We start from the raw sequence: 25,717 nt of genomic DNA, 5'->3' as shown, positions 1-25,717 counted from the left end.
CAAGTCGGACCACAGCAGAAAATATGGTCATTCCGCAGAACGGCGGGACGGCCCGTGGATCGCCGGCCCTTGGTGACAAGGCCGATCCACCACAGAGCGGAGGACTCAGAGCATGGCCGGCGCGATGCGCAAGATGGCGGTCTACCTCGGCCTCGTGGAGGACGATGGGTACGACGGCCGGGGCTTCGACCCCGACGACGACTTCGAACCCGAGCTGGAGCCGGAGCCCGAGCGCGACCGGCGCCACACCCCCCCGCGTCAGGTGGAACGCGAGGAGCCGGTACGAGTGGTGCAGCCCCCGGCCCCCCGGGAGCCGATCTCTCATTCTGTCCCGGTACTCGCCGAAAGCGGACGTCCGGCCCGAATTGCCCCCGTGGCATCCATCACACCCGAACGTCCGAGCCTGGAGAAGAACGCACCGGTGATCATGCCCAAGGTCGTGTCCGAGCGGGAGCCGTACCGCATCACCACGCTGCACCCGCGGACCTACAACGAGGCCCGTACCATCGGGGAACACTTCCGTGAGGGCACCCCGGTGATCATGAACCTCACCGAGATGGACGACACGGACGCGAAGCGACTTGTCGACTTTGCCGCCGGACTCGTCTTCGGGCTCCATGGCAGCATTGAGCGCGTGACGCAGAAGGTGTTCCTGTTGTCGCCTGCTAACGTCGATGTCACGGCGGAGGACAAGGCCCGGATCGCAGAGGGCGGATTCTTCAACCAGAGCTGAGAACACGAGAACCGGACGGACCGGTCGCCTAGCGGCCGGACAAGCGAGAGCACGAAAGCCAGGGGAGAGGGAAACGCGGGATGGGCGTCGCACTACAGGTGGTCTACATCGTGCTGATGTGCTTCCTCGTCCTCCTGATCGTCCGGCTTGTCATGGACTACGTCTTCCAGTTCGCCCGTTCATGGCAACCCGGTAAGGCGATGGTGGTCGTTCTTGAGGCCACCTACACTGTCACCGATCCACCGCTCAAGCTTCTGCGGCGACTCATCCCGCCGCTGCGTCTCGGGGGCGTGGCACTCGACCTGTCCTTCTTCGTTCTGATGATCATCGTTTACATCCTGATCTCCATCGTGAGCAGCTTCGCGAGGTGATGGTGGAGGAACAAGTGGACGATACGGTCTTGCCGACTGCCGACGACTACGTAGAGGTGAAGAAGAGATGCCGCTGACTCCCGAGGACGTGCGGAACAAGCAGTTCACGACCGTCCGCCTTCGAGAAGGCTATGACGAGGACGAGGTCGATGCCTTCCTCGACGAGGTCGAAGCCGAACTGACCCGCCTGCTCCGCGAGAACGAGGACCTGCGCGCCAAGCTGGCCGCCGCGACGCGTGCCGCCGCGCAGAACCAGCAGCAGGCCATGCGCAAGCCCCCGGAGCCGCAGGATCGTCCCGTCGGTCCCGGCGCGCCCGTGCCCGCCGCCATATCCGGACCGCCGGCCCAGCAGCAGCCGCAGATGGGCCCGCCGCAGCTGCCGTCCGGTGCCCCCGCGCTTCCCCCCGGCCCCATGCAGGGCGGCCCCATGCAGGGCGGGCCCATGGGCCCCGGCCCGATGCAGGGTGGCCCCATGCAGGGCGGCCCGATGGGTCCCGGCCCGATGCAGGGCGGTCCCATGGGCCACCCCCAGCAGCAGCAGATGCAGCCGCCGCAGATGCAGCAGCCGCAGCAGGGTCCCGGTGGCGACAGCGCCGCGCGTGTCCTCTCGCTCGCCCAGCAGACCGCCGACCAGGCGATCGCCGAGGCGCGCTCCGAGGCCAACAAGATCGTCGGCGAGGCGCGCTCCCGCGCCGAGGGCCTGGAGCGGGACGCCCGCGCCAAGGCGGACGCTCTTGAGCGGGACGCGCAGGAGAAGCACCGCGTCGCGATGGGCTCCCTGGAGTCCGCCCGCGCCACGCTGGAGCGCAAGGTCGAGGACCTGCGCGGCTTCGAGCGCGAGTACCGCACGCGTCTGAAGTCCTACCTGGAGTCGCAGCTGCGTCAGCTGGAGACCCAGGCGGACGACTCGCTGGCTCCGCCGCGCACCCCGGCCACGGCCTCGCTGCCGCCGGCCCCGTCCATGGCCTCGGCCGGCGCGGGCGCGCCGTCCTACGGCGGCAACGGCGGGATGGGCGGTGCGCCGTCCATGGGTGGCGCGCCCTCCTACGGCGGCCAGCAGCAGATGTCCCCGGCGATGACCCAGCCCATGGCTCCGGTCCGGCCGCAGGCACCGCAGCCGATGCAGCAGGCGCCAGCGCCGATGCGGGGCTTTCTGATCGACGAGGACGACAACTGAGGCGGCGGGTGCCCGCGCCCTGAGCGCGTAGCCGTCGGCAGCCTGAAGGGCCGGTTCCCCACCCGGGGAACCGGCCCTTCGGCGTACCCCCACACCGCGGGCCCGCGCCTCCGCCCGGGGCGGGCTGCGCCCGCGTGGGCCCGCGCGCGCGTGGGGTATGGCGAAGGGCCCGGCACCGAAGTGGTGCCGGGCCCTTCGTCGTGGGCTTACGCCTTGCGGAGGCGGAAGGTGAGGGCCAGGCCCTCGTCTTCGAAGGCCGGGCCGTACGTGGCGTCCGCCTCGCCCCGCGCGTAGTCCGTCGACAGGACCTCGTCCGCGATCAGGGACGCGTGGGCCGTCAGGGCCTCGACCGTCTCCGGGGAGCCGGAGGTCCACCGCAGCGCGATGCGGTCCGCGACGTCCAGGCCGCTGTTCTTGCGGGCCTCCTGGATCAGCCGGATCGCGTCACGGGCCAGGCCCGCGCGCCGGAGCTCGGGCGTGATCTCCAGGTCGAGCGCGACCGTCGCGCCCGCGTCGGAGGCCACCGACCAGCCCTCACGGGGGGTCTCCGTGATGATGATCTCCTCCGGGGTGACGGTGATGTCCTCGCCGTTCACCGAGAGCGTCGCCTCGCCGGAGCGCAGCGCCAGCGAGAGGGCCGCCGCGTCGGCCGCCGTCACCGCCTTCGCCACGTCCTGGACGCCCTTGCCGAAGCGCTTGCCGAGGGCCCGGAAGTTCGCCTTCGCCGTGGTGTCGACGAGCGAGCCGCCGACCTCCGACAGGGAGGCGAGCGAGGAGACGTTCAGCTCCTCCGTGATCTGGGCCTGGAGCTCCGGCGACAGGGCCGGGAAGCCCGTGGCCGCGACCAGCGCGCGGGACAGCGGCTGGCGGGTCTTCACGCCCGACTCGGCGCGCGTCGCCCGGCCCAGCTCGACCAGGCGGCGGACCAGGAGCATCTGCTCGGAGAGCGTCGGGTCGATCAGGGCGGCGTCCGCCTCCGGCCAGGTCGCCAGGTGGACGGACTCCGGGGCGTCCGGCGTCACCGGCACCACGAGGTCCTGCCAGACCCGCTCCGTGATGAAGGGGGTCAGCGGGGCCATGAGCCGGGTGACCGTCTCGATGACGTCGTGCAGGGTGCGGAGCGCGGCGGCGTCGCCCTGCCAGAAGCGGCGGCGCGAGCGGCGCACGTACCAGTTGGAGAGGTCGTCGACGAAGGCCGAGATCAGCTTGCCGGTGCGCTGGGTGTCGTACGACTCCATCGCCTCGGTCGTCTGGGCGACGAGCGTGTTCAGCTCGGAGAGCAGCCAGCGGTCGAGGACCGTGCGGTCGGCCGGCGCCGGGTCCGCGGCGGACGGCGCCCAGCCGGACGTACGGGCGTACAGCGCCTGGAAGGCGACCGTGTTCCAGTACGTGAGGAGGGTCTTGCGCACGACCTCCTGGATGGTGCCGTGGCCCACGCGGCGGGCCGCCCACGGCGAGCCGCCGGCCGCCATGAACCAGCGGACGGCGTCGGCGCCGTGCTGGTCCATCAGCGGGATCGGCTGGAGGATGTTGCCCAGGTGCTTGGACATCTTGCGGCCGTCCTCGGCGAGGATGTGGCCGAGGCAGACCACGTTCTCGTAGGACGACTTGTCGAAGACCAGGGTGCCGACGGCCATCAGCGTGTAGAACCAGCCGCGCGTCTGGTCGATGGCCTCGGAGATGAACTGCGCCGGGTAGCGGGACTCGAACAGTTCCTTGTTCTTGTAGGGGTAGCCGTACTGCGCGAACGGCATGGAGCCCGAGTCGTACCAGGCGTCGATGACCTCCGGCACGCGCGTGGCGGTCTTCGAGCAGCTGGGGCACGGGAAGGTGACCGCGTCGATGTACGGGCGGTGCGGGTCGAGCTCCGACTGGTCGGTGCCCGTCAGCTCGGTGAGCTGCGCGCGGGAGCCCACGCAGGTCAGGTGGCCGTCCTCGCAGCGCCAGATCGGCAGCGGGGTGCCCCAGTAGCGGTTCCGCGAGAGGGCCCAGTCGACGTTGTTCGTCAGCCAGTCGCCGAAGCGGCCGTGCTTGACCGACTCCGGGAACCAGTTGGTCTGCTCGTTCTCCTGGAGCAGCCGGTCCTTGACGGCGGTCGTACGGATGTACCAGGACGGCTGCGCGTAGTAGAGCAGGGCCGTGTGGCAGCGCCAGCAGTGCGGGTAGCTGTGCTCGTACGCGATGTGCTTGAAGAGCAGCCCGCGCGCGTCCAGGTCGGCGGTGAGCGCCTCGTCGGCCTTCTTGAAGAAGGCGCCGCCGACCAGCGGCACGTCCTCCTCGAAGGTGCCGTCGGGGCGGACCGGGTTCACGACCGGCAGGCCGTACGCCTTGCAGACCTTGAGGTCGTCCTCACCGAAGGCGGGGGACTGGTGGACCAGACCCGTGCCGTCCTCGGTCGTCACGTACTCGGCGTTGACCACGTAGTGGGCTTCCGCCGGGAACTCGACGAGCTCGAAGGGGCGCTGGTACGTCCAGCGCTCCATCTCCGCGCCCGTGAAGGACTCGCCCGTGGTGACCCAGCCCTCGCCGAGCGCCTTCTCGACCAGCGGCTGGGCGACGACGACGCGCTCGTCGCCGTCCGTGGCGACCACGTAGGTCACCTCGGGGTGCGCGGCGACCGCCGTGTTGGACACCAGGGTCCAGGGGGTCGTCGTCCAGACCAGGAGCGCCGCCTTGCCCGCGAGCGGGCCGGACGTGAGCGGGAAGCGCACGTACACGGAGGGGTCGACGACCGTCTCGTACCCCTGCGCCAGCTCGTGGTCGGAGAGGCCGGTGCCGCAGCGGGGGCACCAGGGGGCGACGCGGTGGTCCTGGACGAGCAGGCCCTTGTCGAAGATCTGCTGGAGCGACCACCAGACCGACTCGATGTACGAGGGGTCCATGGTCCGGTACGCGTCGTCGAGGTCGACCCAGTAGCCCATACGGGTCGTGAGCTCGGCGAACGCGTCGGTGTGACGGGTCACCGATTCACGGCACTTCGCGTTGAACTCCGCGATGCCGTATTCCTCGATGTCCCTTTTGCCGGAGAAGCCGAGCTCCTTCTCGACGGCGAGCTCGACCGGCAGGCCGTGGCAGTCCCAGCCGGCCTTGCGGGCCACGTGGTAGCCGCGCATGGTCCGGAAGCGGGGGAACACGTCCTTGAAGACGCGGGCCTCGATGTGGTGGGCGCCGGGCATGCCGTTGGCGGTCGGCGGGCCCTCGTAGAACACCCACTCGGGGCGCCCCTCGGACTGCTCGAGGGTCTTGGCGAAGACCTTGTTGTCGCGCCAGAAGTCGAGCACGGCGTGCTCGAGGGCGGACAGGTCTACCTGGGCGGGTACCTGGCGGTACTGCGAAGACATCGATCTTCCTCCGGCGGATGTTCCTCGTTCCGTCCGGAGGGACGAGAGCACTGCTCCCGCGGTACCACCCTCCTTGGCCCCGGGCGGACGCCCTGAGCCCCCTCATTGGGGTCGCGACGCCGGGTCTAGTCACCGCGCTGTCGTGCGGCTTTCTTCCGACGGCTCCGGGGTGATGCTTCACATCGGGCTCGCCCCCGGGCTCTCACCGTCCCCGGGTCGCTCATGGCTGCTTGCGACGCTACTCGTCCCCATCCAAGCCTTTCGCTCCCGCCAGTGTACGGGGCGGAGCGCAGGGTGGCAGACCGGATTTCGCGTGACCCGAATGGCCACACGGGGCGGGCCGGAGTTCCGCTGCGGCCATGTGGGGGAGGGGCGGGACGGATAACCGGGCGGGGAGCTGGGCACAACGGAGGCAGGCCCGCCCCGCGGGGAGCGGGGGCGGGTGGGAACGGCGGCGTGCCCCGTTGCCGCGGGCCTTGGGCCGATTTATCGTCCCAGCACGATTCGCGAGCAAGATCACAAAATGTGAAGGGGCCGCGACATGGTGGCGAAGAAGACCGCCGCGAAGAAGACCTCGGCCGCCGGTTCCACCGGTGCGGCCGGGGTCGCCAAGGACGTGGCCGGCAAGAAGTCGACGGTCGACGGGAAGGCGCCGGCCAAGAGGACGGCCGCGAAATCGGCCGCGAAATCGGCAGCGAAATCGGTCGCGAAATCGGTCGCGAAGAAGACGCCGGCCAGGAAGGCCGCGGCCCGCAGCACGGCCACGGGTGACACGGCCGCCCCGAAGGGCGGCGTCGCCGAGGAGGCGGCCTCGGAGGACGCCGCGGCGCCCGCCGGGAAGGCCGTGGCGAAGAAGGCGGCAGCCAGGAAGGCGTCCGCCGCGAAGAAGCAGACAGGAGCCAGGACGGTGGCAGGGAAGAAGACCGCGGGCGGCGTCACGACCGTCGGCGACGAGGCGGCGGTGCCCCCGGCGCGGGCCGGTGAGCTCGCGGTGCGTCCCGGCGAGGACCCCTGGACGCCGGAGGAGGTCGCCGAGGCCCGCAGCGCGCTCCAGGCGGAGGTGCTGCGGCTCGGCAGCGAGCTGGTCCACTCCCGGGAGGAGCTGACCGGTCTGATGCGGGACTCGGGCGACGGCGCCGGCGACGACCAGGCCGACACCGGCAGCAAGAACATCACGCGCGAGCACGAGCTGGCCCTGGCCGCGAACGCCCGGGAGATGCTGGAGCAGACCGAGCACGCCCTGGAGCGGCTCGACGCGGGCACGTACGGCCTGTGCGAGGTGTGCGGGAAGCCGATCGGCAAGGCGCGGATGCAGGCCTTCCCGCGGGCCACGCTCTGCGTCGAGGACAAACAGCGACAGGAGCGGCGCGGCTGACGATCTCGGCTGCCGGTCTCGTACGCCTGTGCCGTACCCTCGGTGCACGGTCAGGCATCGAGGTCGAGGGACTCACTCACGTGGCAGAGGCGGAGCGCATCATCGGTACGCCGGATTCAGCAGGGGCCGACGAGACGGCCGCCTCCGACGCGTCGGCGGCCCGCGAGGAGACCGCGGCCGCGAGCGGCACGCCGGACCACGACGGCACGCCGGCCCCCGACGGCCAGGCCGCTCCCGAGGAGCGGCCGAAGGGCAGGCGCAGGATCGTCGCCCTCTTCGTCGTGGCCGTGCTCGCCTACCTGCTCGACCTCGGCAGCAAGATGCTGGTGGTCGCCAAGCTGGAGGGCCACGAGCCGATCGACCTGGTCGGCGACCTGCTGCGGCTCGACGCCATCCGCAACCCGGGCGCCGCCTTCGGCATGGGCGAGGCCTTCACGATCATCTTCACCTGCATCGCGGCCGCCGTGATCGTCGTGATCATCCGGCTGGCCCGCAAGCTCTACAGCCTGCCCTGGGCGATCGCGCTCGGCCTGCTGCTCGGCGGCGCGCTCGGCAACCTCACGGACCGGATCTTCCGCTCGCCGGGCGTCTTCGAGGGCGCGGTCGTGGACTTCATCGCCCCCGCGCACTTCGCCGTCTTCAACCTCGCCGACTCGGCGATCGTCTGCGGCGGCATCCTGATCGTCATCCTGTCGTTCCGGGGTCTGGACCCCGACGGCACCGTCCACAAGGACTGACAAGGCATACTCGACGGGTGAGCACGAGTCCCGAGATCCGCACCCTGCCCGTTCCCGATGGCCTGGAGGGCGAGCGCGTCGACGCCGCCATCGCCCGAATGTTCGGGTTCTCCCGTACGAAGGCGGCCGAGCTGGCCGCCGCAGGGAAGGTCCAGGTCGACGGCTCCGTCGTCGGCAAGTCCGAGCGGGTCAGCGGCGGCGCGTGGCTCGAGGTCGAGATGCCCGGCGCGGCCGCGCCCGTGCAGATCGTCGCCGAGCCCGTCGAGGGCATGGAGATCGTCCACGACGACGACGACATCGTCGTGATCATGAAGCCGGTCGGCGTCGCCGCGCACCCCAGCCCCGGCTGGACCGGCACCACGGTCATCGGCGGCCTCGCCGCCGCCGGGTACCGCATCTCCACCTCCGGCGCCGCCGAGCGCCAGGGCATCGTGCACCGCCTCGACGTCGGCACCTCCGGCCTGATGGTGGTCGCCAAGTCCGAGTACGCGTACACCTCGCTCAAGCGCCAGTTCAAGGAGCGCGTGGTCGACAAGCGCTACAACGCGCTCGTCCAGGGCCACCCGGACCCGATGAGCGGCACCATCGACGCGCCGATCGGCCGGCACCCGAACCACGACTACAAGTGGGCGGTCACCGCCGACGGCAAGGCCTCGGTCACGCACTACGACCTCATCGAGGCGTACCGCTCGGCCTCGCTGCTCGACATCAAGCTGGAGACGGGCCGCACCCACCAGATCCGGGTGCACATGTCCGCCCACCGCCACCCCTGCGTCGGCGACCTCACCTACGGCGCCGACCCGACGCTCGCCAAGCGCCTCGGTCTGACCCGGCAGTGGCTGCACGCCGTCCGCCTCGGCTTCGAGCACCCGGGCGACGGCTCCTGGGTCGAGTTCGAGAGCGGCTACCCCGCGGACCTGCAGAAGGCCCTCGACCGGATCGCCTCGGAGAGCCAGTGACCGCGGCGTACACCGTCAGGGAGGCCGTGGGCCACGACGACCGGGACGCCTGCTTCGCGGTGCGCCGGGAGGTCTTCGTCGAGGAGCAGGGCGTCCCGCGGGAGATCGAGTACGACACGTACGACGAGACCGCGGTGCACGTCCTCGCCGTCCGCGCGGACGGGCTGCCGCTCGGCACCGGGCGCCTGCTGCACGGGGCGGACGCGGTCGGCAAGACCGGCGCCGACGCCTCGGTCGGCTCCCTCGGCCGGCTCGCCGTCTCCCAGGCCGCGCGCGGCCTCGGGGTGGGCGCCGCCCTGGTCCGCGCCATCGAGGACGCGGCGCGGGAGCGCGGTCTGAGCGCCGTCGACCTGCACGCGCAGACCCACGCGCTCGGCTTCTACGAGCGGCTCGGCTACGAGGCGTACGGCCCCGAGTTCCCCGACGCGGACATGCCGCACCGGGCCATGCGGCGCGCGCTGTAAAACGTCCAGTGGGGGTGAATGCCTCCAAAACGGGCGTACGTGACAGGGTGGGGCCGTGGATCAATTGGCCCTGCTCTTCCTGCTGCTCCTCGGCGCCCTGCTCACCGTGCCCCTCGGCGAGCGGCTCGGACTGCCCGCGCCCGTCCTGATGACCCTCGTCGGGATCGTGCTGGCCCTGCTGCCCTTCGTGCCGAACGTCGAGGTCCCGCCGGAGTTCATCCTCCCGCTGGTGCTGCCGCCCCTGCTGTACGCCTCCGTGCAGCGGACCTCCTGGCGGCAGTTCGCGGCCAACAGACGGCCCATCTTCCTGCTCGCGGTCGCCCTGGTCTTCGTCACCACGGCCGCCGTCGGCGCGGTCGCGCACTCGCTCGTGCCCGGCCTTCCGCTGGCCGCGGCCCTCGCGCTCGGCGCCCTCGTCGCACCGCCCGACCCGGTCGCCGCCACCGCCGTGGCCGGCTCGCTCGGGCTGCCCCGCCGGCTCGTGTCGATCCTGGAGGGCGAGGGTCTCTTCAACGACGTCACCGCGATCGTGCTCTACCACGTGGCGATCTCCGCCGTCGTCAGCGGCTCCTTCTCCTGGCCCGAGGCGCTCGGCCAGTTCGTCCTGTCCGCCGTCGTCGCCGTCGTCGTCGGCCTGGTGCTCGGCTGGCTCGCGAACAAGCTCATCGGACTCCTCGGCGACGCCACCCTGCAGACCGGCCTCACCCTCCTCGTCCCCTTCGTGAGCTACGTCATCGCCGAGGAACTGCACGGCTCCGGCGTCCTCGCCGTCCTGCTCACCGCGCTCTTCCTCGCCGAGCACGCCGCCGACGCCGACGACGTCATGGGCCGGCTCGCCGGACAGACCTTCTGGCAGATCGTCGACACCCTCGTCACCGGCATCGCCTTCGGCCTCATCGGCCTGGAGCTCATCCACGTCTTCGGGGTGGCCAAGGGACACGGCGCGCAGATGCTCGGCTGGGGCGCCGCCGTCGTCGGCGTGGTCGTCGGGGTCCGGCTCCTCTGGCTGCTCCCCGCCACCTGGCTGGCGAAGCGGCTGCACACGCTCCGGGACGTCGACGAGGAGATCCCGATGAGCTGGCGGGAGACCGTCGTCATGTGGTGGGCGGGGATGCGCGGCGTGGCCTCGGTCGCCCTCGCGCTCGCCATCCCGCTCCGTACCGACGACGGCTCGCCCTTCCCCGGCCGCGACGAGATCGTCTTCATCGCCTTCTGTGTGATCATCGCCACCCTCGTCGTCCAGGGCCTCACCCTGCCCTGGCTGGTCAGGCGGCTCGGCGTGCGGGCCGACACGGACGTCGAGCGCGCCCTGGAGCGGGACCTCGCGATCCGGGCCGCGAAGGCCGCCAAGCGCAGGCTGAAGGAGATCGAGGAGGTCGAGGAGCTGCCCGAGGAGGTCCAGGAGCGGCTCCTGCGCGGGGCGTACGACATCGGGGCGCGGATCAGCCCCGACATGGTGGACGACGAGCGGCGGGCCGCCTTCATGGAGCGGTCGCAGCGCTTCAAGGCGGTCCAGCGGATCCAGCGGGAACTGATGTCGGCCGCGCGGCACGAGGTCCTCGCGGCCCGCAGCGAACCCGGCGCCGACCCCGAGGTGGTGGACCGGGTGCTGCGCCACCTGGACGTGCGCAGCATGCGCTGACGCCTGAGCCTGCCGGTCCGTGGCGGGTGGCAGGATGGGACGCATGGACATCATGCTCTTCCACTCGGCCTACGGGCTGACCCCTTCCGTCGAGGCGGCCGCCGAGCGGCTCCGGGCCGCCGGGCACCAGGTCTGGACGCCGGACCTCTACGACGGCAGGACGGTCGGGACGGTCGAGGAGGGCGTGGTGCTCCGGGACGAGATCGGCAAGGACGAGCTGCTGAAGCGCGCGGTCCTGGCCGCCGCCCCCTACTCCGAGCGGGGCCTGGTCTACATGGGCCTCTCCCTCGGCGCCTCGATCGCGCAGACGCTGGCGCTCGGCGACGAGAAGGCGCGCGGGCTGCTGCTGTTCCACGGCACCTCGGACATCGCGGAGTCCGCCTCGGTGGACGAGCTTCCGGTCCAGCTGCACGTGGCCGAGCCCGACCCGTTCGAGACGGACGACTGGCTGTCCTCCTGGTACCTCCAGATGCGCAAGGCCGGGGCGGACGTGGAGGTCTACCGCTACCGGGGCGCGGGCCACATCTACACGGACCCGGAGCTGCCCGACTTCGACGAGGAGGCGGCGGAGCGGACCTGGTCGGTGGCGCTGTCCTTCCTCGACAGCCTGTAGGTCTCTCTTGCCGAGAGGGGTGTGGCCCCCGGGGAGCTTCCCCGGGGGCCACACCCTTGTCCTTCGGACGGTCCGTCAGCCGCGGTACGCGACCCAGGCGTCGTTCATGCGGGTCACCTGGCCCGAGGTGAACTGGTACATGCAGGAGTCGTACGTGTAGTCCATGAAGTTGTGGATCGGGTCCACACCGGCCTTCGAGGTGCAGGAGTCACGGCCGGTCGGGCACTGGTACGCGGGGCTCTTCTCGGCCGGGGTGTCGGAGACGTAGTCGCCGTTGCCCGTGCAGCCGCCCTGGAAGGTGTGGTACAGGCCCATCCAGTGGCCGACCTCGTGGGTGGCGGTGTCGCCCTCGTTGTAGTTGGCCGCGGAGCCGCCCGGGAGCGAGGCGTCGAGGATGACGACGCCGTCCATGTTCGGGGCGCTCTTGTACGAGGACGGGAAGGTCGCCCAGCCGAGCAGGCCGCCGCCGAGGTTGGCGGTGTAGACGTTCAGCGCGTTGGCGCCGCCCTTGCGCAGGGCGGTCTTCATGTCCTTCTCGGCCTGGGTGCCGTCGGTGATGTTGTACCAGGTGGCGTTGTCCGTGTAGTCGGTGCCGGCCAGCGAGAACTGGAAGCCCGTGTTCACGTTGCCGGTGCCCTGGCCCGCGTAGGCGGCGTTGAGGACGGCCATCTGGTTGTTGATGGCCGTGGCGCTGAGCTTGCCCGTCGTGCCGCTGTGGATGACGTGGAAGTAGACGGGGATGGTGGCGCCGGCGGTGGCGTTGGCGGCGCTCAGGCGGCCGGAGGTCCGGGCGGCGGAGACCTTCTTCTTCAGGTCGTCGTCCATGGCCTTGGCCTGGGCGGCGCTGACGGCGTTGGGCTCGGCCTTGGTGGAGCTGCCCTTGGCCTTGCGGGCGCCGGACAGGGCCGTGGCGCCGTCCGCGCACTTCTCGGCCGAGGCCAGCGTGGTGGTCGACGGGGTGGCCGCCGGGGCGGACAGCGGGGCCATGGCCAGGGTTCCGGCCATCACGGCGGTGCCGAGCACACGACGTGACATACGCGGCGATATACGGACAAGAGCACGCACGGGTGACTCCTCGCGGGGGGTGGTGGGAGGAACTTCCTCGCCACGCCGGGGAGATTACGCGTCCATGTCAGAGGTCGTTGAGCATCGATCAGGCCCAATCATTCATGGGGCAATTGGGGTCATCGGGAAGAAAAACTTGCGCCGCTTCCAGGGTTTGAGACGCGGACGTAACGAACGACGTGACGGAGGCGGGTGGTGTGTCCGGATTCGATCTCCGGAACCCACCACCCGCCGTAGCGATGTGATCTCCCGTTAACAGGAGAGATCATGGCTGAAAATCGCCGTAGAGCAGTCGGTTACAGCACCGGTTGGTACACCCGCTCGACACGCTGCGTTCCGCTCAGCGTCGGGTACGAGCGCGCCCAGGACGCCGTCGCCGCCGGGTCCCTCTTGTCGGAGACCGTGTAGTAGTCCATCTGCGAGCGCGCGGCGGTCACGTCGAGGACGCCGTACCCGTGATGGTCCATGTCCACCCACTTCACATGGCGGTTGGCGGCCTTCACGGCGCCCGCGGCCACCACCGACAGCGTGCCCGGCGCCACGTGCAGCAGGTCGTCCAGGTTGTCCGAGGTCACCGAGGTGACCACGAACTCGGTCGCCGCCGAGGCCGACAGCGGATACGTCGCGGCCTTCACCGGCACGTCGTTGGCCCAGGCCATGTGGATGTCACCGGTCAGGAAGACCGTGTTCCGGATCGCCCGCTCGGTCAGGTGCCCGAGCAGCTCCCTGCGGTCGTCCGTGTAGCCGTCCCACTGGTCGACGTTGACCGCGAGCCCCTCCTTCGGCAGGCCGAGCAGCCCGGCGAGCGGCTCCAGGAGGTACGCCGGAAGCGAGCCGAAGGCGACCGGCGAGATCATCACCGAGGTGCCGACCAGCTGCCAGGTCGCGTCCGAACCGGACAGGCCGGCCTTCAGCCAGTCCAGCTGCGCGCGGCCGGTGATGGACCGCTCGGGGTCGTCGACCGTGCCGCTGCCCGCCTTCGCCGGCGCGGACCGGAACGACCGCAGGTCGAGCAGATGCAGATCGGCCAGCTTGCCGAAGCGCAGCCGCCGGAAGACCGTGCCCTCCGTGGAGGTGCGGACCGGCATCCACTCGAAGTACGCCTGCTTCGCGGCGGTCACCCGGGCCGCCCAGTCGCCCTCGGTGCCCGGGGTGTGGTTCTCGGCGCCGCCCGACCAGGCGTCGTTGGCGAACTCGTGGTCGTCCCAGATCGCGACGATCGGGTGCGCCGCGTGCATCGCCTGGAGGTCGGCGTCCGTCTTGTACTTCCCGTGCCGGGTGCGGTAGTCGGCCAGCGTGAGGATCTCGTGGCGCGGCTCGTGCTGCCGGACGACGTACTTCGCCTCGGGGTAGGCGCCGGTGGCGTACTCGTAGATGTAGTCGCCGAGGTGGAGCACCGCGTCCAGGTCGGAGCGGGCCGCGAGGTGGCGGTACGCGGAGAAGTGGCCGGACTCCCAGTTCGCGCAGGAGACCACGCCGAAGCGGACGCCGGGCGCGGCGGAGTCGGCGGCCGGCGCGGTGCGGGTGCGGGCGGTCGGGGAGACGGCGCCGTCCGCGGTGAAGCGGAACCAGTAGGCGGTGGCCGGGCGCAGGCCCCGGACGTCGGCCTTCACCGTGTGGTCGGAGGCGGCGCTCGCGGTGGTGGTGCCGGAGGCGACGACCCGGGTGAAGGAGCGGTCCTCGGCGAGCTCCCAGCCGACCTGGACGTCGGGGCCGAGGCCGGATCCGGGCGCGGCCTCGGGGGTGGGGGTGACGCGCGTCCAGAGCAGGACGCCGTCGGGCAGCGGGTCGCCGGAGGCGACGCCGTGGAGGAAGGCGGGTGCCTCGGTGGCCGCGAGCGCCGGGGTGGCCGAGCCCAGGAGGGCGGGTGCGACGACGGCGGTGGCGGCGGCGGCCTTGACGACCGTGCGACGGGTGGGGGCAGGGGATATGAAACGACTGGTCACGGGCAGTCAGATTACTGACGAGTACGCCTCAAGGGCAGACCCGCGACAGAAGTTCGCCGACTCGTCGTCGGGCGTACGCCTGGGGCATGCCTCGGCCCCGTAATGCCAACGCCTCGTAAGGCCAACGCCTCTTAAAGCCAACGCCTCGTAAGGCCTCGGCCCCGTCATGCCTCGACCCCGGACCAGGGGTCCGGGGCCGAGGCGGTGCTGTGGGGGCGTCAGGCCTTGAGGGCCGCGTCGATCGCCGTGTTGAACTGGGCCACCGTGAGGGGCGGGTTGGCCGTGCCCTGGACCGTGACCGGCTTGCCGTCCATCTTCAGCGTCGGGGTGCCCTGCACCCCGCTGGCGTCGAAGGCCTTCGACATCTTCATCGCCCACGCGTCGAACGTGCCGTCCTCGACGTTCTTCTTGAACTCGGCGTTGCCCTTGAGGGCCGGGACCGTGTTCGCCACCTCCAGGAGGTAGGAGTCCTTGGCGAACTTGTCGTTCTTCTCCTCCGGGTGGAACTTCGCGGAGTACAGGGCGGCCTTGTACTTCAGGAAGGCCTCCGGGCTGACGTTCAGCGCGGCGCCCAACGCCGAGAGGGCGTTCTTCGAGCCCTCGCCCGGGATGCCGTTGTCGATGAAGGTGGCGCCGACGTACCGGATCTTGTACTTGCCGGCCTCGACGTCCTTCTCGACCGTGGAGCCCACGGCCTGCTCGAAATCCGCGCAGATCGGGCAGCGCGAGTCCTCGTACAGCTCCAGGGTCTTCTTCGCGGAGTCCTTGCCGATGACGACGGTCGTGCCGTCCGTGCCCGTGGTGTTCTTCGGGGCCGTCACGGACTTCGCGTCGGCCGCCGCCTCCCAGTGGGAGGGCTTGTTGGACTTGACGACCGCGTAGCCGATGCCGCCGGCGACGGCCAGGACGGCCACGGCGGAGACGCCGACGATCACCTGACGGCGCGCCCGGTCCTTCTTCGCCTGGCGCTCGCGCTCCTCGCGCAGTCGCTCCCGGGCGGCGGCCTTGTTGGCGTGGCTGTTGCGTGCACTCATGATTCTGATCTCCGTGAAAGGTGGGAAGGCAGGGGGACGCGCGGGACCCGCTCAGACGAGAGCGAGCACCGGACGCGGCGGCCCCCGCCGCCCCACGGAGTGCACGAGAAGCCGGGCCCGGGAGGACCGGGGACGCTCGACGGGCCGGCCGGCCCGCAGCGGCGCCGGACCCGCCGCCCGGAAGAAGGCCACCACCAGCAGCAGCGGCCGGAACGCGAAGGCCTCCACCGCACGCAGCAGCCGGGCGAGCGCCCGCTCGCCGCCACGCAGCCAGCACGCCGCCGAGAGCCCCACGCCCACATGGGCCAGGAGCAGCAGCCAGGGCAGCGCGGGATCGGGGGAGGAGAGCAGGGCGGCCGCGCTCCCGCTCTCCGGGGTCACCACGCCGGGCAGCGGCGTGCCCACGGCGCCGCCGCAGAACACCTCCACGCCCACCGAGCGCAGCGAACCGGCGACCGGCCCGCCGGCGGGGCCGTAACAGACCGCCTGACCGCTGGTGAAGAGGGTGTCGGCGGCCAGCTCCAGCGGGACGAGGAGCCCGGCGATCGGGCCGAGGCCGCGCTCGCGGCCGGCCAGCGCGTACGCCACGGCGAAGACGGCGACCGCGACCGGGGCGACCGTCCCGAGCGGCAGCGGCACGCGGGAGAGCAGCACGTGGGACGCCACGGACAGCGTCACGACCAGTGTCGTGAAGAACGCCGCCCGCAGCGCCCTCAGCTGCGTCCCTGCCATGTCCATCGTGGGGGAGTGTCCCATGTCGGCCCGTAAGAGGTCCTTAAGGACAAGCTGTGCGTCCTGCTAGAGGCCCGGGATCCGGCCATTGCGGAAGAGGTCCACGAAGATCTGGTGGTCCGACCGCGCCCGCGCCCCGTACGCGTGGGCGAAGTCGACCAGGAGCTCGGCGAAGCCCTCCTCGTCGGCCGCGATCGCCGCGTCGATGGCCCGCTCCGTCGAGAACGGCACCAGGGAGTGCCCGCTGGAGTCGTCCGCCGCCGCGTGCATCGTGGCGGTCGCCCGGCCCAGGTCGGCGACGGTGGCCGCGATCTCCTGCGGGTCGTCGATGTCCGACCAGTCCAGGTCCACCGCGTACGGCGACACCTCGGCGACCAGCTGGCCGGCCCCGTCCAGCTCCGTCCAGCCGAGCCACGGGTCGGCGTGCGCCTGGAGCGCCCGCTGCGAGATCACGGTGCGGTGGCCCTCGTGCTGGAAGTACGCCCGTACCGCCGCGTCCGTGACGTGCCGCGAGACCGCGGGGGTCTGCGCCTGCTTCATGTAGATCACGACGTCGTTCTCCAGGGCGTCGCTGTTGCCCTCCAGGAGGATGTTGTACGAGGGGAGGCCGGCCGAGCCGATGCCGATCCCGCGCCGCCCGACGACGTCCTTCACGCGGTACGAGTCGGGGCGGGCGAGGGAGGACTCCGGCAGGGTCTCCAGGTAGCCGTCGAAGGCCGCGAGGACCTTGTACCGGGTGGCCGCGTCCAGCTCGATCGAGCCGCCGCCCCCGGTGAAGCGCCGCTCGAAGTCGCGGATCTCGGTCATCGAGTCGAGCAGCTCGAAGCGGGTCAGGGCCCTGGCCTCGCGCAGGGCGCCGAGCAGCGCCCCGTCGGCGGTCTCCAGGGTGAAGGAGGGGACCTCGTCCCCCTTGGCGCCGGTCGCGAGGGCGTGGATCCGCTCCCGGTACGCGCCCGCGTAGATCCGGACGAGCTCGGTGATCTGCTCGTCGCTGAGCGCCTTCGCGTAGCCGATCAGCGCGAGGGAGGCGGACAGCCGCTTGAGGTCCCAGGTGAAGGGGCCGACGTAGGCCTCGTCGAAGTCGTTGACGTTGAAGACGAGGCGCCCGTTGGCGTCCATGTACGTGCCGAAGTTCTCGGCGTGGAGGTCGCCGTGGATCCAGACCCGGCCGGTCTGCTCGTCCAGGTACGGGCCACCGTGGGCCTCGCGCTCCAGGTCCGAGTAGAACAGGCAGGCCGTGCCCCGGTAGAACGCGAAGGCGGATCCGGCCATCTTCCGGAACTTCACGCGGAAGGCCGCCGGGTCGGCGGCGAGGAGCTCGCCGAAGGCGGTGTCGAAGACGGCGAGGATGTGCTCACCGCGCTCGGCTGCGGTGTGCTGCGGGACCGACATCGAGGGTGCCTCCTGGTGCAAGACTGCTCATGACAAATGGGACAGGTGTTCCCGGTCTCCCAACGCCCGACGGTACCGGCGAGTGCCCGGTCGTTGTCAGTCGGGCGACGTAGACTTCCACGCTGTCCCCCCAGAAATTCAGTCGGAGGCCTCCCCCGTGACCAAGCCGCCCTTCACGCACCTCCACGTCCACACCCAGTACTCGCTGCTGGACGGTGCCGCGCGGCTGAAGGACATGTTCAACGCGTGCAACGAGATGGGCATGACCCATATCGCCATGTCCGACCACGGCAACCTGCACGGGGCGTACGACTTCTTCCACACGGCCAAGAAGGCCGGTGTGACGCCGATCATCGGCATCGAGGCGTACGTGGCGCCCGAGTCCCGGCGCAACAAGCGGAAGATCCAGTGGGGCCAGCCGCACCAGAAGCGGGACGACGTCTCCGGTTCCGGCGGTTACACGCACAAGACGATCTGGGCGGCGAACGCCACCGGACTCCACAACCTCTTCAAGCTCTCCTCCGACGCGTACGCAGAGGGCTGGCTGCAGAAGTGGCCCCGGATGGACAAGGAGACCATCTCCCAGTGGTCCGAGGGCCTGATCGCCTCCACCGGCTGCCCCTCCGGCGAACTGCAGACCCGGCTCCGCCTCGGCCAGTTCGACGAGGCCCTCAAGGCCGCCTCCGAGTACCAGGACATCTTCGGCAAGGACCGGTACTTCCTGGAGCTGATGGACCACGGCATCGAGATCGAGCACCGGGTCCGTGACGGGCTCCTGGAGATCGGCAAGAAGCTCGGCATCCCGCCGCTGGTGACGAACGACTCGCACTACACGTACGCGCACGAGTCGACCGCGCACGACGCCCTGCTCTGCATCCAGACCGGCAAGAACCTCTCCGACCCGGACCGCTTCCGCTTCGACGGCACCGGCTACTACCTCAAGTCCACGGACGAGATGTACGCCATCGACTCCTCGGACGCCTGGCAGGAGGGCTGTCGCAACACCCTCCTCGTCGCGGAGCAGATCGACACCTCCGGCATGTTCGAGGCGAAGAACCTCATGCCGAAGTTCGACATCCCCGAGGGCTACACCGAGGTCACCTGGTTCCGCGAGGAGACCATGCGCGGCATGGCCCGCCGCTTCCCGGGAGGCATCCCGGACGACCGCATGAAGCAGGTCGAGTACGAGATGGACACCATCATCTCGATGGGCTTCCCGGGCTACTTCCTCGTGGTCGCCGACTTCATCATGTGGGCGAAGAGCCAGGGCATCGCCGTGGGCCCCGGCCGAGGCTCCGCGGCCGGCTCGATCGTCGCGTACGCCATGGGCATCACCGACCTCGACCCGATCCCGCACGGTCTGATCTTCGAGCGCTTCCTCAACCCCGAGCGGATCTCGATGCCCGATGTCGACATCGACTTCGACGAGCGCCGGCGCGTCGAGGTGATCCGGTACGTGACCGAGAAGTACGGCTCCGACAAGGTCGCCATGATCGGCACGTACGGCAAGATCAAGGCGAAGAACGCCATCAAGGACTCCGCGCGCGTCCTCGGCTACCCGTACGCCATGGGCGACCGGCTCACCAAGGCCATGCCCGCCGACGTCCTCGGCAAGGGCATCGACCTCAACGGCATCACCGACCCCTCGCACCCGCGCTACAGCGAGGCCGGCGAGATCCGCGCGATGTACGAGAACGAGCCGGACGTCAAGAAGGTCATCGACACCGCCCGCGGCGTCGAGGGCCTGGTCCGCCAGATGGGCGTGCACGCCGCCGGCGTGATCATGTCCAGCGAGCCGATCGTCGACCACGCCCCGATCTGGGTGCGGCACACCGACGGCGTCACCATCACGCAGTGGGACTACCCGCAGTGCGAGTCGCTCGGCCTGCTGAAGATGGACTTCCTCGGCCTGCGCAACCTCACGATCATGGACGACGCCGTCAAGATGGTGAAGTCCAACAAGGGGATCGACATCGATCTCCTGGCGCTGCCGCTCGACGACGCGAAGACCTTCGAACTGCTCCAGCGCGGTGACACCCTCGGCGTCTTCCAGTTCGACGGCGGGCCGATGCGCTCGCTGCTGCGGCTGATGAAGCCCGACAACTTCGAAGACATCTCCGCCGTGTCCGCCCTGTACAGGCCGGGCCCGATGGGCATGAACTCGCACACGAACTACGCCCTGCGCAAGAACGCGCAGCAGGAGATCACCCCGATCCACCCCGAGCTGGAGAAGCCGCTCGAAGAGGTGCTCGCGGTCACCTACGGCCTCATCGTGTACCAGGAGCAGGTGCAGAAGGCCGCCCAGATCATCGCCGGGTACTCGCTCGGCGAGGCCGACATCCTCCGCCGCGTCATGGGCAAGAAGAAGCCCGACGAGCTGGCGAAGAACTTCACCATCTTCCAGGCCGGAGCCAAGAAGAACGGCTACAGCGACGAGGCCATCCAGGCCCTCTGGGACGTCCTGGTCCCCTTCGCCGGCTACGCCTTCAACAAGGCGCACTCCGCCGCGTACGGCCTGGTCTCCTACTGGACCGCCTACCTCAAGGCGAACCACCCCGCCGAGTACATGGCGGGACTGCTCACCTCGGTCAAGGACGACAAGGACAAGTCCGCGGTCTACCTCAACGAGTGCCGCCGCATGGGCATCAAGGTCCTCCCGCCGAACGTGAACGAGTCCGAGTCGAACTTCGCTGCCCAGGGCGACGACGTCATCCTCTTCGGCCTCACCGCCGTCCGGAACGTCGGCGCCAACGTCGTCGAGTCGATCATCAAATCGCGCAAGGCCAAGGGGAAGTACTCCTCCTTCCCCGACTTCCTCGACAAGGTCGAGGCCGTCGTCTGCAACAAGCGGACCATCGAGTCGCTGATCAAGGCCGGCGCCTTCGACGAGATGGGCCACACCCGCAAGGGCCTGGTCGCCCACCACGAACCCATGATCGACAACGTGGTGGCGGTCAAGCGCAAGGAGGCCGAGGGACAGTTCGACCTCTTCGGCGGGATGGGCGACGAGGCGAGCGACGAGCCCGGCTTCGGCCTGGACGTCGAGTTCTCCGACGTCGAGTGGGAGAAGTCCTACCTGCTCGCCCAGGAGCGCGAGATGCTCGGCCTGTACGTCTCCGACCACCCGCTCTTCGGCATCGAGCACGTCCTGTCCGACAAGACGGACGCGGCGATCTCCCAGCTCACCGGCGGCGAGCACGGCGACGGCGCGGTCGTCACCATCGGCGGCATCATCTCGGGCCTCCAGCGCAAGATGACCAAGCAGGGCAACGCCTGGGCGATCGCCACCGTCGAGGACCTGGCCGGCTCCATCGAGTGCATGTTCTTCCCGGCCACCTACCAGCTGGTCTCCACCCAGCTCGTCGAGGACACGGTCGTCTTCGTCAAGGGACGCCTCGACAAGCGCGAGGACATCCCCCGCCTCGTCGCCATGGAGCTGATGGTCCCCGACCTGTCGAACGCCGGGACCAACGCGCCGGTGGTCCTCACCATCCCGACGGTGAAGGTGACCCCGCCGATGGTCAGCAGGCTCGGCGAGATCCTCAAGCACCACAAGGGCAACACCGAGGTGCGGATCAAGCTCCAGGGCCCGCGGAAGACCACCGTGCTCCGGCTCGACCGGCACCGGGTGACCGCCGACCCGGCGCTCTTCGGCGACCTGAAGGTGCTGCTCGGCCCGTCCTGCCTGGCCGGCTGACCTCCGTACGCACGCGCAAGGGGCGCGCCCGTCGTCACGGGCGCGCCCCTTTGCCGTAGGCGAAAGGCGTCAGTTGTGGCCGAAGCGCTTCTGACGACCCTTGCGGGCCATGTCACCGGGTGTGACCTGGCTCGCGCGCTGTTCGGCCTGCGATTCCATCGAGGACTGCTGCGCCTGCTGCGAGCCGCGCTCGGCGGGCGACTGCTGCTTCTGACTGCGGTTCTGATTGCGGTTCTTGGCCATGGGGTGTGCCTCCTCAAAGGGACCTAGGGGCCAGGGCCGCTGTCAGACTCACATATGGTACGAACCGCCGCATGTTGGATCATTACGGAGTGTGAGGGCGGGTTCGGCGTGATACTCGCCACGCCGATGATCCAGTTCCGGACGTCAAGCCCCTGGCGGTCGGGCAGACTCGAAGGAACCCGAAGCACCCTTTCGAATCCGAGGCTCCCGAAAGAGGGTGAAACACATGGACCGCTGCGTAGTCCTGGTGGACGCCGGCTACCTGCTGGGCGCCGCCGCCAGCCTCCTCGCCGGGGAACCGGCCCGCTCCCGCATCACCGTCGACCACGCAGGGCTGATCCAGCAGCTGCGGCAGCGCGCCGAGGCCGAGACCGCCCTGCCGCTCCTGCGGATCTACTGGTTCGACGGCGCGCCCGACCGGGTGCCCCAGCCCGAGCACCGCAGACTGCGCGTGATGCCCCGCGTCACCGTCCGGCTCGGCGCCCTGACCAGGAGCGACGGGCGCTGGGCGCAGAAGGGCGTCGACGCGGCCATGCACACCGAGCTGACCGAGCTCGCCAGGAACAGGGCCTGCTCCGACATCGTGCTCGTCACCGGCGACGGCGACCTGCTGCCCGGCCTCATGTCGGCCAAGGAGCACGGCGTCGCCGTCCACCTGTGGGCCGTCCAGGCCGCCGACGGCGACTACAACCAGTCCGAAGACCTGGTCGCCGAGGCCGACGAGCGGCGGGTCCTCGACCGGGCCTGGATCACCCGTGCCGTCCGCGCCAAGGACCTCACCGGCATGTGTACGCCGCCGCCCGCCCCGCGCCCGGAGATCGCCGCCATCCTCTCCGCGCCGCTGCCCGAGGCCGCCCTCGCCGCCTCCGCCGAACGGGCGGCCGAGGCGGCCGCCGCCGCGGCCGCCCGGAACGGCGCCCCGGCCCCCGCGGAGCCGGGCGGCATCGGCGGCCACGAGCACGTCCACACCAACGGCCACGTCCGCGAGGACCAGGAGCTCCACGGCCCCGGGGTGCCCTCCCCGGCGAACGGCAAGGGCGTCCCCACCCCCAAGGACCTCGCCGGACTGCGCGGACCCGCCGTCCCCGGCGGCCCGGTCCCGCAGGGCGCGAGCGCGCTCCGCTGGTCCTCCGACCGGGGCTGGATCGACCGCCCCGCCACCGCGCTCGGCGAGCCGGCCGAGACCGCCACCCTGCCCACCCTCGCGTCGCTCACCAGCGCGGAGCAGCGCTGGGCGGACCGCGAGGAGGACATCACCACCGTCGGCGGCGACCCGTTCGAAGTCGGACAGGTGTTCGCTCGCCGCTGGATGGAGCGACTCCCCGAACAGAGCCACGTACAGAAACTCTCCACCCTCTACCCGCGCATCCCGCACCGCATCGACGGCGAACTCCTCCGCTACGCCGCGCGATTCGGACTTCTCGCCCACAAGGACGACCAGATCGACGAGCACGACCGGTACGCGATCCGGGCCGGATTCTGGCGCGAGATCGACGTCCGGGCCGCCGCCGAACCCGCCCCCGCGCCCGGAGCGGGCCCGGCGACCCCGTAACCTCTTACTCCGTGAGTACGGTGTGCGTGGTGCGGGATCTGGTCAAGACGTACCCCGCCACGCGCGGCAGGCGCGGCGCGCCCGCGACCCCCGAGGTGCGGGCCACCGACGGGATCAGCCTCAACGTGCGCGGCGGCGAGATCTTCGGCCTGCTCGGACCCAACGGCGCCGGCAAGTCCACCCTCGTCCGCCAGCTCACCGGCCTCATGCGCCCCGACTCCGGCACCGTCGAACTCCTCGGCCACGACCTCGTGCGCCACCCCGAGCGGGCGGCCCGGCTCCTCGCCTACCTCGGCCAGGAGTCCACCGCCCTCGACGAGCTGACCGTCTCCCTCGCCGCCGAGACCACCGGACGCCTGCGCGGCCTGACCGCCCACGACGCCCGCGCCGAGCGCGACGCCGTCCTGGACGAGCTCGGCCTCGGCGGGATCGCCGCCCGCCCCCTCAAGAAGCTCTCCGGCGGACAGCGGCGCCTCGCCTGCTTCGCCGCCGCGCTCGTCGGCCGCCGCCCCGTCCTCGTCCTCGACGAACCCACCACCGGCATGGACCCCGTCGCCCGGCGCGCCGTCTGGGCCGCCGTCGACCGGCGCCGCGCCGAACACGGCACCACCGTGCTCCTCGTCACCCACAACGTCATCGAGGCCGAGACCGTCCTCGACCGGGTCGCCGTCATCGACCACGGCCGGGTCATCGCCTGCGACACCCCCGCCGGCCTCAAGGAGCGGGTCGCCGGCGAGGTCCGCGTCGAACTGGTCTGGCGCGACGCCCCGCCGGTCCACCTGCCCGAGGTCGCCGCCCTGCGCGCGCTCGCCCAGGAGACCGGACGCCGCTGGCAGCTCCGGCTCGCCCCCGACGCCGCCCGCGCGGCCGTCGCCACCGTCACCGGCGGAGCCGCGTTCGCCGCGCTCGACGACTTCACCCTGGCCACGCCCAGCCTGGAGGACGTGTACCTCTCGCTGGGCGGCGCGACCGAGGGACTGGTGAAGGCGTGACCCCTTCCGTACCGCACGTCACCCTCAGGAGCCGCACGCAGTGAGCACCCTGCCCGCCGAGGTCCTGCCACCCGGCACGCTCCCCGTCACGAGCCGGGACGCCGCCGACGGCGCCGCGCCGCTCGCCCCGCGCGCCCGGCTCCTTCCGGCCCTGGCCGCCGTCTACCGCGCCCAGCTCTCCCGCGCCCGCGTGGCCCGCATCCCGCTGCTCTTCGTCGCCACCTTCCAGTCGATCGGGATCATGGTCCTGATGCGCGGGGTCGTCGACGGCGGCTCCGAGGCCCGCGCCGTCGTGGCCGGCTCCACCGTCCTCGTCGTCGCCTTCGTCGCGCTCAACCTGCTCGCCCAGTACTTCGGGCAGCTGCGGGCCGGCGGCGGCCTCGACCACTACGCCACCCTGCCCGTGCCGCCCGCCGCCGTCGTGCTCGGCGCCGCCGGGGCGTACGCCTCCTTCACCGTGCCCGGGACCGCCGTCACCGCCGTCGCCGGCTCCGTGCTCTTCGGGCTGCCCCTCGGCCACCTGTGGATCCTCGGCGCCGTCGTCCCGCTCGCCGGGGCGGCGCTCGCCGGGCTCGGCGCGGCCCTCGGGCTCCTCGCGCCCCGCCAGGAGCTGGCCACCCTCCTGGGCCAGCTCGGCATGTCGGCGGCCCTGCTCCTCGGGGTCCTGCCCGCCGAGCGGCTGCCGGGACCGATCGGCTGGGCGCGGGACCTGCTGCCGTCGACGTACGGCGTGGAGGCCCTCGCCCGCACCTTCGGCCCGCACCCCGACTGGGCCGCCGTCACCGTCGACCTCGGTGTGTGCGCGGCGGTCGGCGTGGGCTCGCTCGCCGTCGCCACCTGGGCCTACCGGCGGGCCGCCGTCCGCTGAGGCGGGCCACAGGGACACCTGGCACGATGGCGGGGTGACCGCACCTCTGACTCCGCCTCACCAGCCGTCGAACGACCCCGACTGGCCCCCGCCGCCCCCGCCGCCGCACGGCCCGGCCGGCGACCCCATCACGGCGGCCGAGGTCGTGCAGGGCGTGGTGGTGACCCTCGCCTCCGCGGTCGCGGGGGCCCTGCTCGGAGTGCTGTGGCTGAACCTGGCCCCCCGTGTCCTGCTCATCTCCGACGGCAAGGGTGTCTACCTCCGGAACTCCGAGGGGGAGCAGGCCATCGGCGCCGACGGAACGTTCGTGCTCCTCGCGCTGGCCTTCGGCGCGGTCGCCGCACTCGTCGTCTTCCTGCTGCGCCGCAAGGGCGGGGTCCCGCTCGTGCTCGGCCTGGCCCTCGGCGGCGGCCTGGGCTCGCTGATCGCCTGGTGGTTCGGGACGCACTTCGGACCCACCGGCGACGTCGTCGCCCACGCGAAGGCCGTCGGCCCGAACGTCACCTTCGAGGCTCCGCTCGAACTCGGCTTCGCGGCCGCCGGGATGCTGGCCTGGCCGCTCGCCGCGATGATCGTGCACCTGGCCCTCACGGCCGTCTTCGGCCCCCGCGACCCGGAACCGGAGCCCTGGGGACAGCCGAAGGCGTACACCCAGGGCCCGGGCACGCACTGACGGCGCCTCCGACGCCCCCTAGCTTGATCTTTAACATCTGGGCCGTTGGTCAGCTGCTGAACCGGGCCGAGGTGACCTCAGGCTGCGTGGGACCATTTCGGCATGCGCCTG

21 protein-coding genes are annotated in these 25,717 nt (G+C 71.0%); 14 read left to right on the top strand and 7 right to left on the bottom strand.

Annotated features, from left to right (window positions below; translation table 11 throughout):
* Window positions 1–112: 112 nt before the first annotated feature.
* The 3 genes from ACZ7HT_RS31505 (at window position 113) to ACZ7HT_RS31495 (ending at window position 2,281) form a co-directional block, all read left to right on the top strand.
* Window positions 113–733, top strand: coding sequence for a cell division protein SepF (locus ACZ7HT_RS31505; protein ID WP_471172049.1), 621 nt, complete (start codon window positions 113–115; stop codon window positions 731–733).
* Between the two features lie 80 nt (window positions 734–813).
* Window positions 814–1,104: a YggT family protein gene (locus ACZ7HT_RS31500; RefSeq protein ID WP_017238790.1), complete on the top strand. Its 291-nt coding sequence runs from the start codon at window positions 814–816 to the stop codon at window positions 1,102–1,104.
* A 67-nt stretch (window positions 1,105–1,171) separates the two neighbouring features.
* A complete protein-coding gene (locus tag ACZ7HT_RS31495) occupies window positions 1,172–2,281 on the top strand; it encodes a DivIVA domain-containing protein (RefSeq protein ID WP_471172047.1) in 1,110 nt (369 codons plus the stop codon).
* Between the two features lie 206 nt (window positions 2,282–2,487).
* Here the strand turns inward: ACZ7HT_RS31495 and ileS are convergent, their stop codons facing one another.
* Window positions 2,488–5,622 (bottom strand): isoleucine--tRNA ligase, encoded by a 3,135-nt coding sequence (gene ileS / locus ACZ7HT_RS31490; protein ID WP_471172046.1) that lies wholly within the window; start codon window positions 5,620–5,622, stop codon window positions 2,488–2,490.
* A gap of 541 nt (window positions 5,623–6,163) precedes the next feature.
* Between ileS and ACZ7HT_RS31485 the strand changes: the two genes are divergently transcribed.
* The 6 genes from ACZ7HT_RS31485 (at window position 6,164) to ACZ7HT_RS31460 (ending at window position 11,412) form a co-directional block, all read left to right on the top strand.
* On the top strand, window positions 6,164–6,997 hold the full coding sequence (locus ACZ7HT_RS31485; protein ID WP_471172045.1) for a TraR/DksA family transcriptional regulator: 834 nt from the start codon (window positions 6,164–6,166) through the stop codon (window positions 6,995–6,997).
* Window positions 6,998–7,077: 80 nt separating this feature from the next.
* Window positions 7,078–7,734, top strand: a complete 657-nt coding sequence (gene lspA / locus ACZ7HT_RS31480) for a signal peptidase II (protein WP_471172044.1) — start codon at window positions 7,078–7,080, stop codon at window positions 7,732–7,734.
* 17 nt (window positions 7,735–7,751) lie between these two features.
* On the top strand, window positions 7,752–8,693 hold the full coding sequence (locus tag ACZ7HT_RS31475) for an RluA family pseudouridine synthase (protein ID WP_471172043.1): 942 nt from the start codon (window positions 7,752–7,754) through the stop codon (window positions 8,691–8,693).
* Window positions 8,690–9,157, top strand: a complete 468-nt coding sequence (locus ACZ7HT_RS31470) for a GNAT family N-acetyltransferase (protein WP_471172042.1) — start codon at window positions 8,690–8,692, stop codon at window positions 9,155–9,157. Before ACZ7HT_RS31475 ends, ACZ7HT_RS31470 begins: the two co-directional genes overlap by 4 nt.
* 55 nt (window positions 9,158–9,212) lie before the next feature.
* Window positions 9,213–10,799: a Na+/H+ antiporter gene (locus ACZ7HT_RS31465; RefSeq protein ID WP_471172041.1), complete on the top strand. Its 1,587-nt coding sequence runs from the start codon at window positions 9,213–9,215 to the stop codon at window positions 10,797–10,799.
* A gap of 43 nt (window positions 10,800–10,842) precedes the next feature.
* On the top strand, window positions 10,843–11,412 hold the full coding sequence (locus ACZ7HT_RS31460) for a dienelactone hydrolase family protein (protein ID WP_471172040.1): 570 nt from the start codon (window positions 10,843–10,845) through the stop codon (window positions 11,410–11,412).
* A gap of 75 nt (window positions 11,413–11,487) precedes the next feature.
* On the opposite strand, the gene ACZ7HT_RS31455 is transcribed toward ACZ7HT_RS31460, so the two are convergent.
* From ACZ7HT_RS31455 to ACZ7HT_RS31435, 5 genes are all read right to left on the bottom strand, one after another.
* Entirely contained in the window at window positions 11,488–12,447 is a 960-nt protein-coding gene (locus tag ACZ7HT_RS31455; RefSeq protein ID WP_471172038.1) for a zinc metalloprotease, read from the bottom strand.
* Window positions 12,448–12,773: 326 nt separating this feature from the next.
* Window positions 12,774–14,423: an alkaline phosphatase D family protein gene (locus tag ACZ7HT_RS31450; protein ID WP_471172037.1), complete on the bottom strand. Its 1,650-nt coding sequence runs from the start codon at window positions 14,421–14,423 to the stop codon at window positions 12,774–12,776.
* Between the two features lie 218 nt (window positions 14,424–14,641).
* Entirely contained in the window at window positions 14,642–15,457 is an 816-nt protein-coding gene (locus ACZ7HT_RS31445) for a thioredoxin domain-containing protein (protein WP_471172035.1), read from the bottom strand.
* Window positions 15,458–15,508: 51 nt separating this feature from the next.
* Complete coding sequence (locus tag ACZ7HT_RS31440; protein WP_471172033.1) at window positions 15,509–16,195, bottom strand: hypothetical protein; 687 nt, start codon at window positions 16,193–16,195, stop codon at window positions 15,509–15,511.
* 60 nt (window positions 16,196–16,255) lie between these two features.
* Window positions 16,256–17,581, bottom strand: coding sequence for a DUF2252 domain-containing protein (locus ACZ7HT_RS31435; protein WP_471172031.1), 1,326 nt, complete (start codon window positions 17,579–17,581; stop codon window positions 16,256–16,258).
* Between the two features lie 157 nt (window positions 17,582–17,738).
* Here ACZ7HT_RS31435 and dnaE point away from each other — a divergent pair, with 157 nt between their 5' ends.
* Window positions 17,739–21,278, top strand: a complete 3,540-nt coding sequence (gene dnaE, locus ACZ7HT_RS31430) for a DNA polymerase III subunit alpha (RefSeq protein ID WP_471172030.1) — start codon at window positions 17,739–17,741, stop codon at window positions 21,276–21,278.
* 69 nt (window positions 21,279–21,347) lie between these two features.
* Here dnaE and ACZ7HT_RS31425 read toward each other — a convergent pair whose 3' ends face one another.
* On the bottom strand, window positions 21,348–21,521 hold the full coding sequence (locus ACZ7HT_RS31425; protein ID WP_471172029.1) for a hypothetical protein: 174 nt from the start codon (window positions 21,519–21,521) through the stop codon (window positions 21,348–21,350).
* A 226-nt stretch (window positions 21,522–21,747) separates the two neighbouring features.
* Here ACZ7HT_RS31425 and ACZ7HT_RS31420 point away from each other — a divergent pair, with 226 nt between their 5' ends.
* From ACZ7HT_RS31420 to ACZ7HT_RS31405, 4 genes are read left to right on the top strand one after another with little or no spacing between them, the layout of a single operon-like run.
* Entirely contained in the window at window positions 21,748–23,073 is a 1,326-nt protein-coding gene (locus ACZ7HT_RS31420; RefSeq protein WP_471172027.1) for an NYN domain-containing protein, read from the top strand.
* 11 nt (window positions 23,074–23,084) lie between these two features.
* The gene (locus ACZ7HT_RS31415) at window positions 23,085–24,065 is read left to right on the top strand and encodes an ABC transporter ATP-binding protein (protein WP_471172026.1); all 981 of its coding nucleotides are present in this window, start codon (window positions 23,085–23,087) and stop codon (window positions 24,063–24,065) included.
* 49 nt (window positions 24,066–24,114) lie between these two features.
* Complete coding sequence (locus ACZ7HT_RS31410) at window positions 24,115–24,933, top strand: ABC transporter permease (RefSeq protein WP_471172215.1); 819 nt, start codon at window positions 24,115–24,117, stop codon at window positions 24,931–24,933.
* Between the two features lie 34 nt (window positions 24,934–24,967).
* A complete protein-coding gene (locus ACZ7HT_RS31405; RefSeq protein ID WP_471172024.1) occupies window positions 24,968–25,606 on the top strand; it encodes a DUF2567 domain-containing protein in 639 nt (212 codons plus the stop codon).
* Window positions 25,607–25,717: the final 111 nt, after the last annotated feature.

It is taken from the genome of Streptomyces sp. NPDC037410, from assembly GCF_055602235.1.
The sequence above is the reverse complement of the archived record's forward strand: the minus strand, read 5'-3'. Positions and strand labels throughout refer to the sequence as shown.

Bases quoted from the DNA above. Each gene is read 5' to 3' on its own strand.
- ACZ7HT_RS31505 (WP_471172049.1), top strand. From the start codon at position 113: ATGGCCGGCGCGATGCGCAAGATGGCGGTCTACCTCGGCCTCGTGGAG.
- ACZ7HT_RS31500 (WP_017238790.1), top strand. From the start codon at position 814: ATGGGCGTCGCACTACAGGTGGTCTACATCGTGCTGATGTGCTTCCTC.
- ACZ7HT_RS31495 (WP_471172047.1), top strand. From the start codon at position 1,172: ATGCCGCTGACTCCCGAGGACGTGCGGAACAAGCAGTTCACGACCGTC.
- ileS (WP_471172046.1), bottom strand. From the start codon at position 5,622: ATGTCTTCGCAGTACCGCCAGGTACCCGCCCAGGTAGACCTGTCCGCC.
- ACZ7HT_RS31485 (WP_471172045.1), top strand. From the start codon at position 6,164: ATGGTGGCGAAGAAGACCGCCGCGAAGAAGACCTCGGCCGCCGGTTCC.
- ACZ7HT_RS31460 (WP_471172040.1), top strand. From the start codon at position 10,843: ATGGACATCATGCTCTTCCACTCGGCCTACGGGCTGACCCCTTCCGTC.
- ACZ7HT_RS31455 (WP_471172038.1), bottom strand. From the start codon at position 12,447: ATGTCACGTCGTGTGCTCGGCACCGCCGTGATGGCCGGAACCCTGGCC.
- ACZ7HT_RS31445 (WP_471172035.1), bottom strand. From the start codon at position 15,457: ATGAGTGCACGCAACAGCCACGCCAACAAGGCCGCCGCCCGGGAGCGA.
- ACZ7HT_RS31440 (WP_471172033.1), bottom strand. From the start codon at position 16,195: ATGGACATGGCAGGGACGCAGCTGAGGGCGCTGCGGGCGGCGTTCTTC.
- ACZ7HT_RS31435 (WP_471172031.1), bottom strand. From the start codon at position 17,581: ATGTCGGTCCCGCAGCACACCGCAGCCGAGCGCGGTGAGCACATCCTC.
- ACZ7HT_RS31425 (WP_471172029.1), bottom strand. From the start codon at position 21,521: ATGGCCAAGAACCGCAATCAGAACCGCAGTCAGAAGCAGCAGTCGCCC.
- ACZ7HT_RS31420 (WP_471172027.1), top strand. From the start codon at position 21,748: ATGGACCGCTGCGTAGTCCTGGTGGACGCCGGCTACCTGCTGGGCGCC.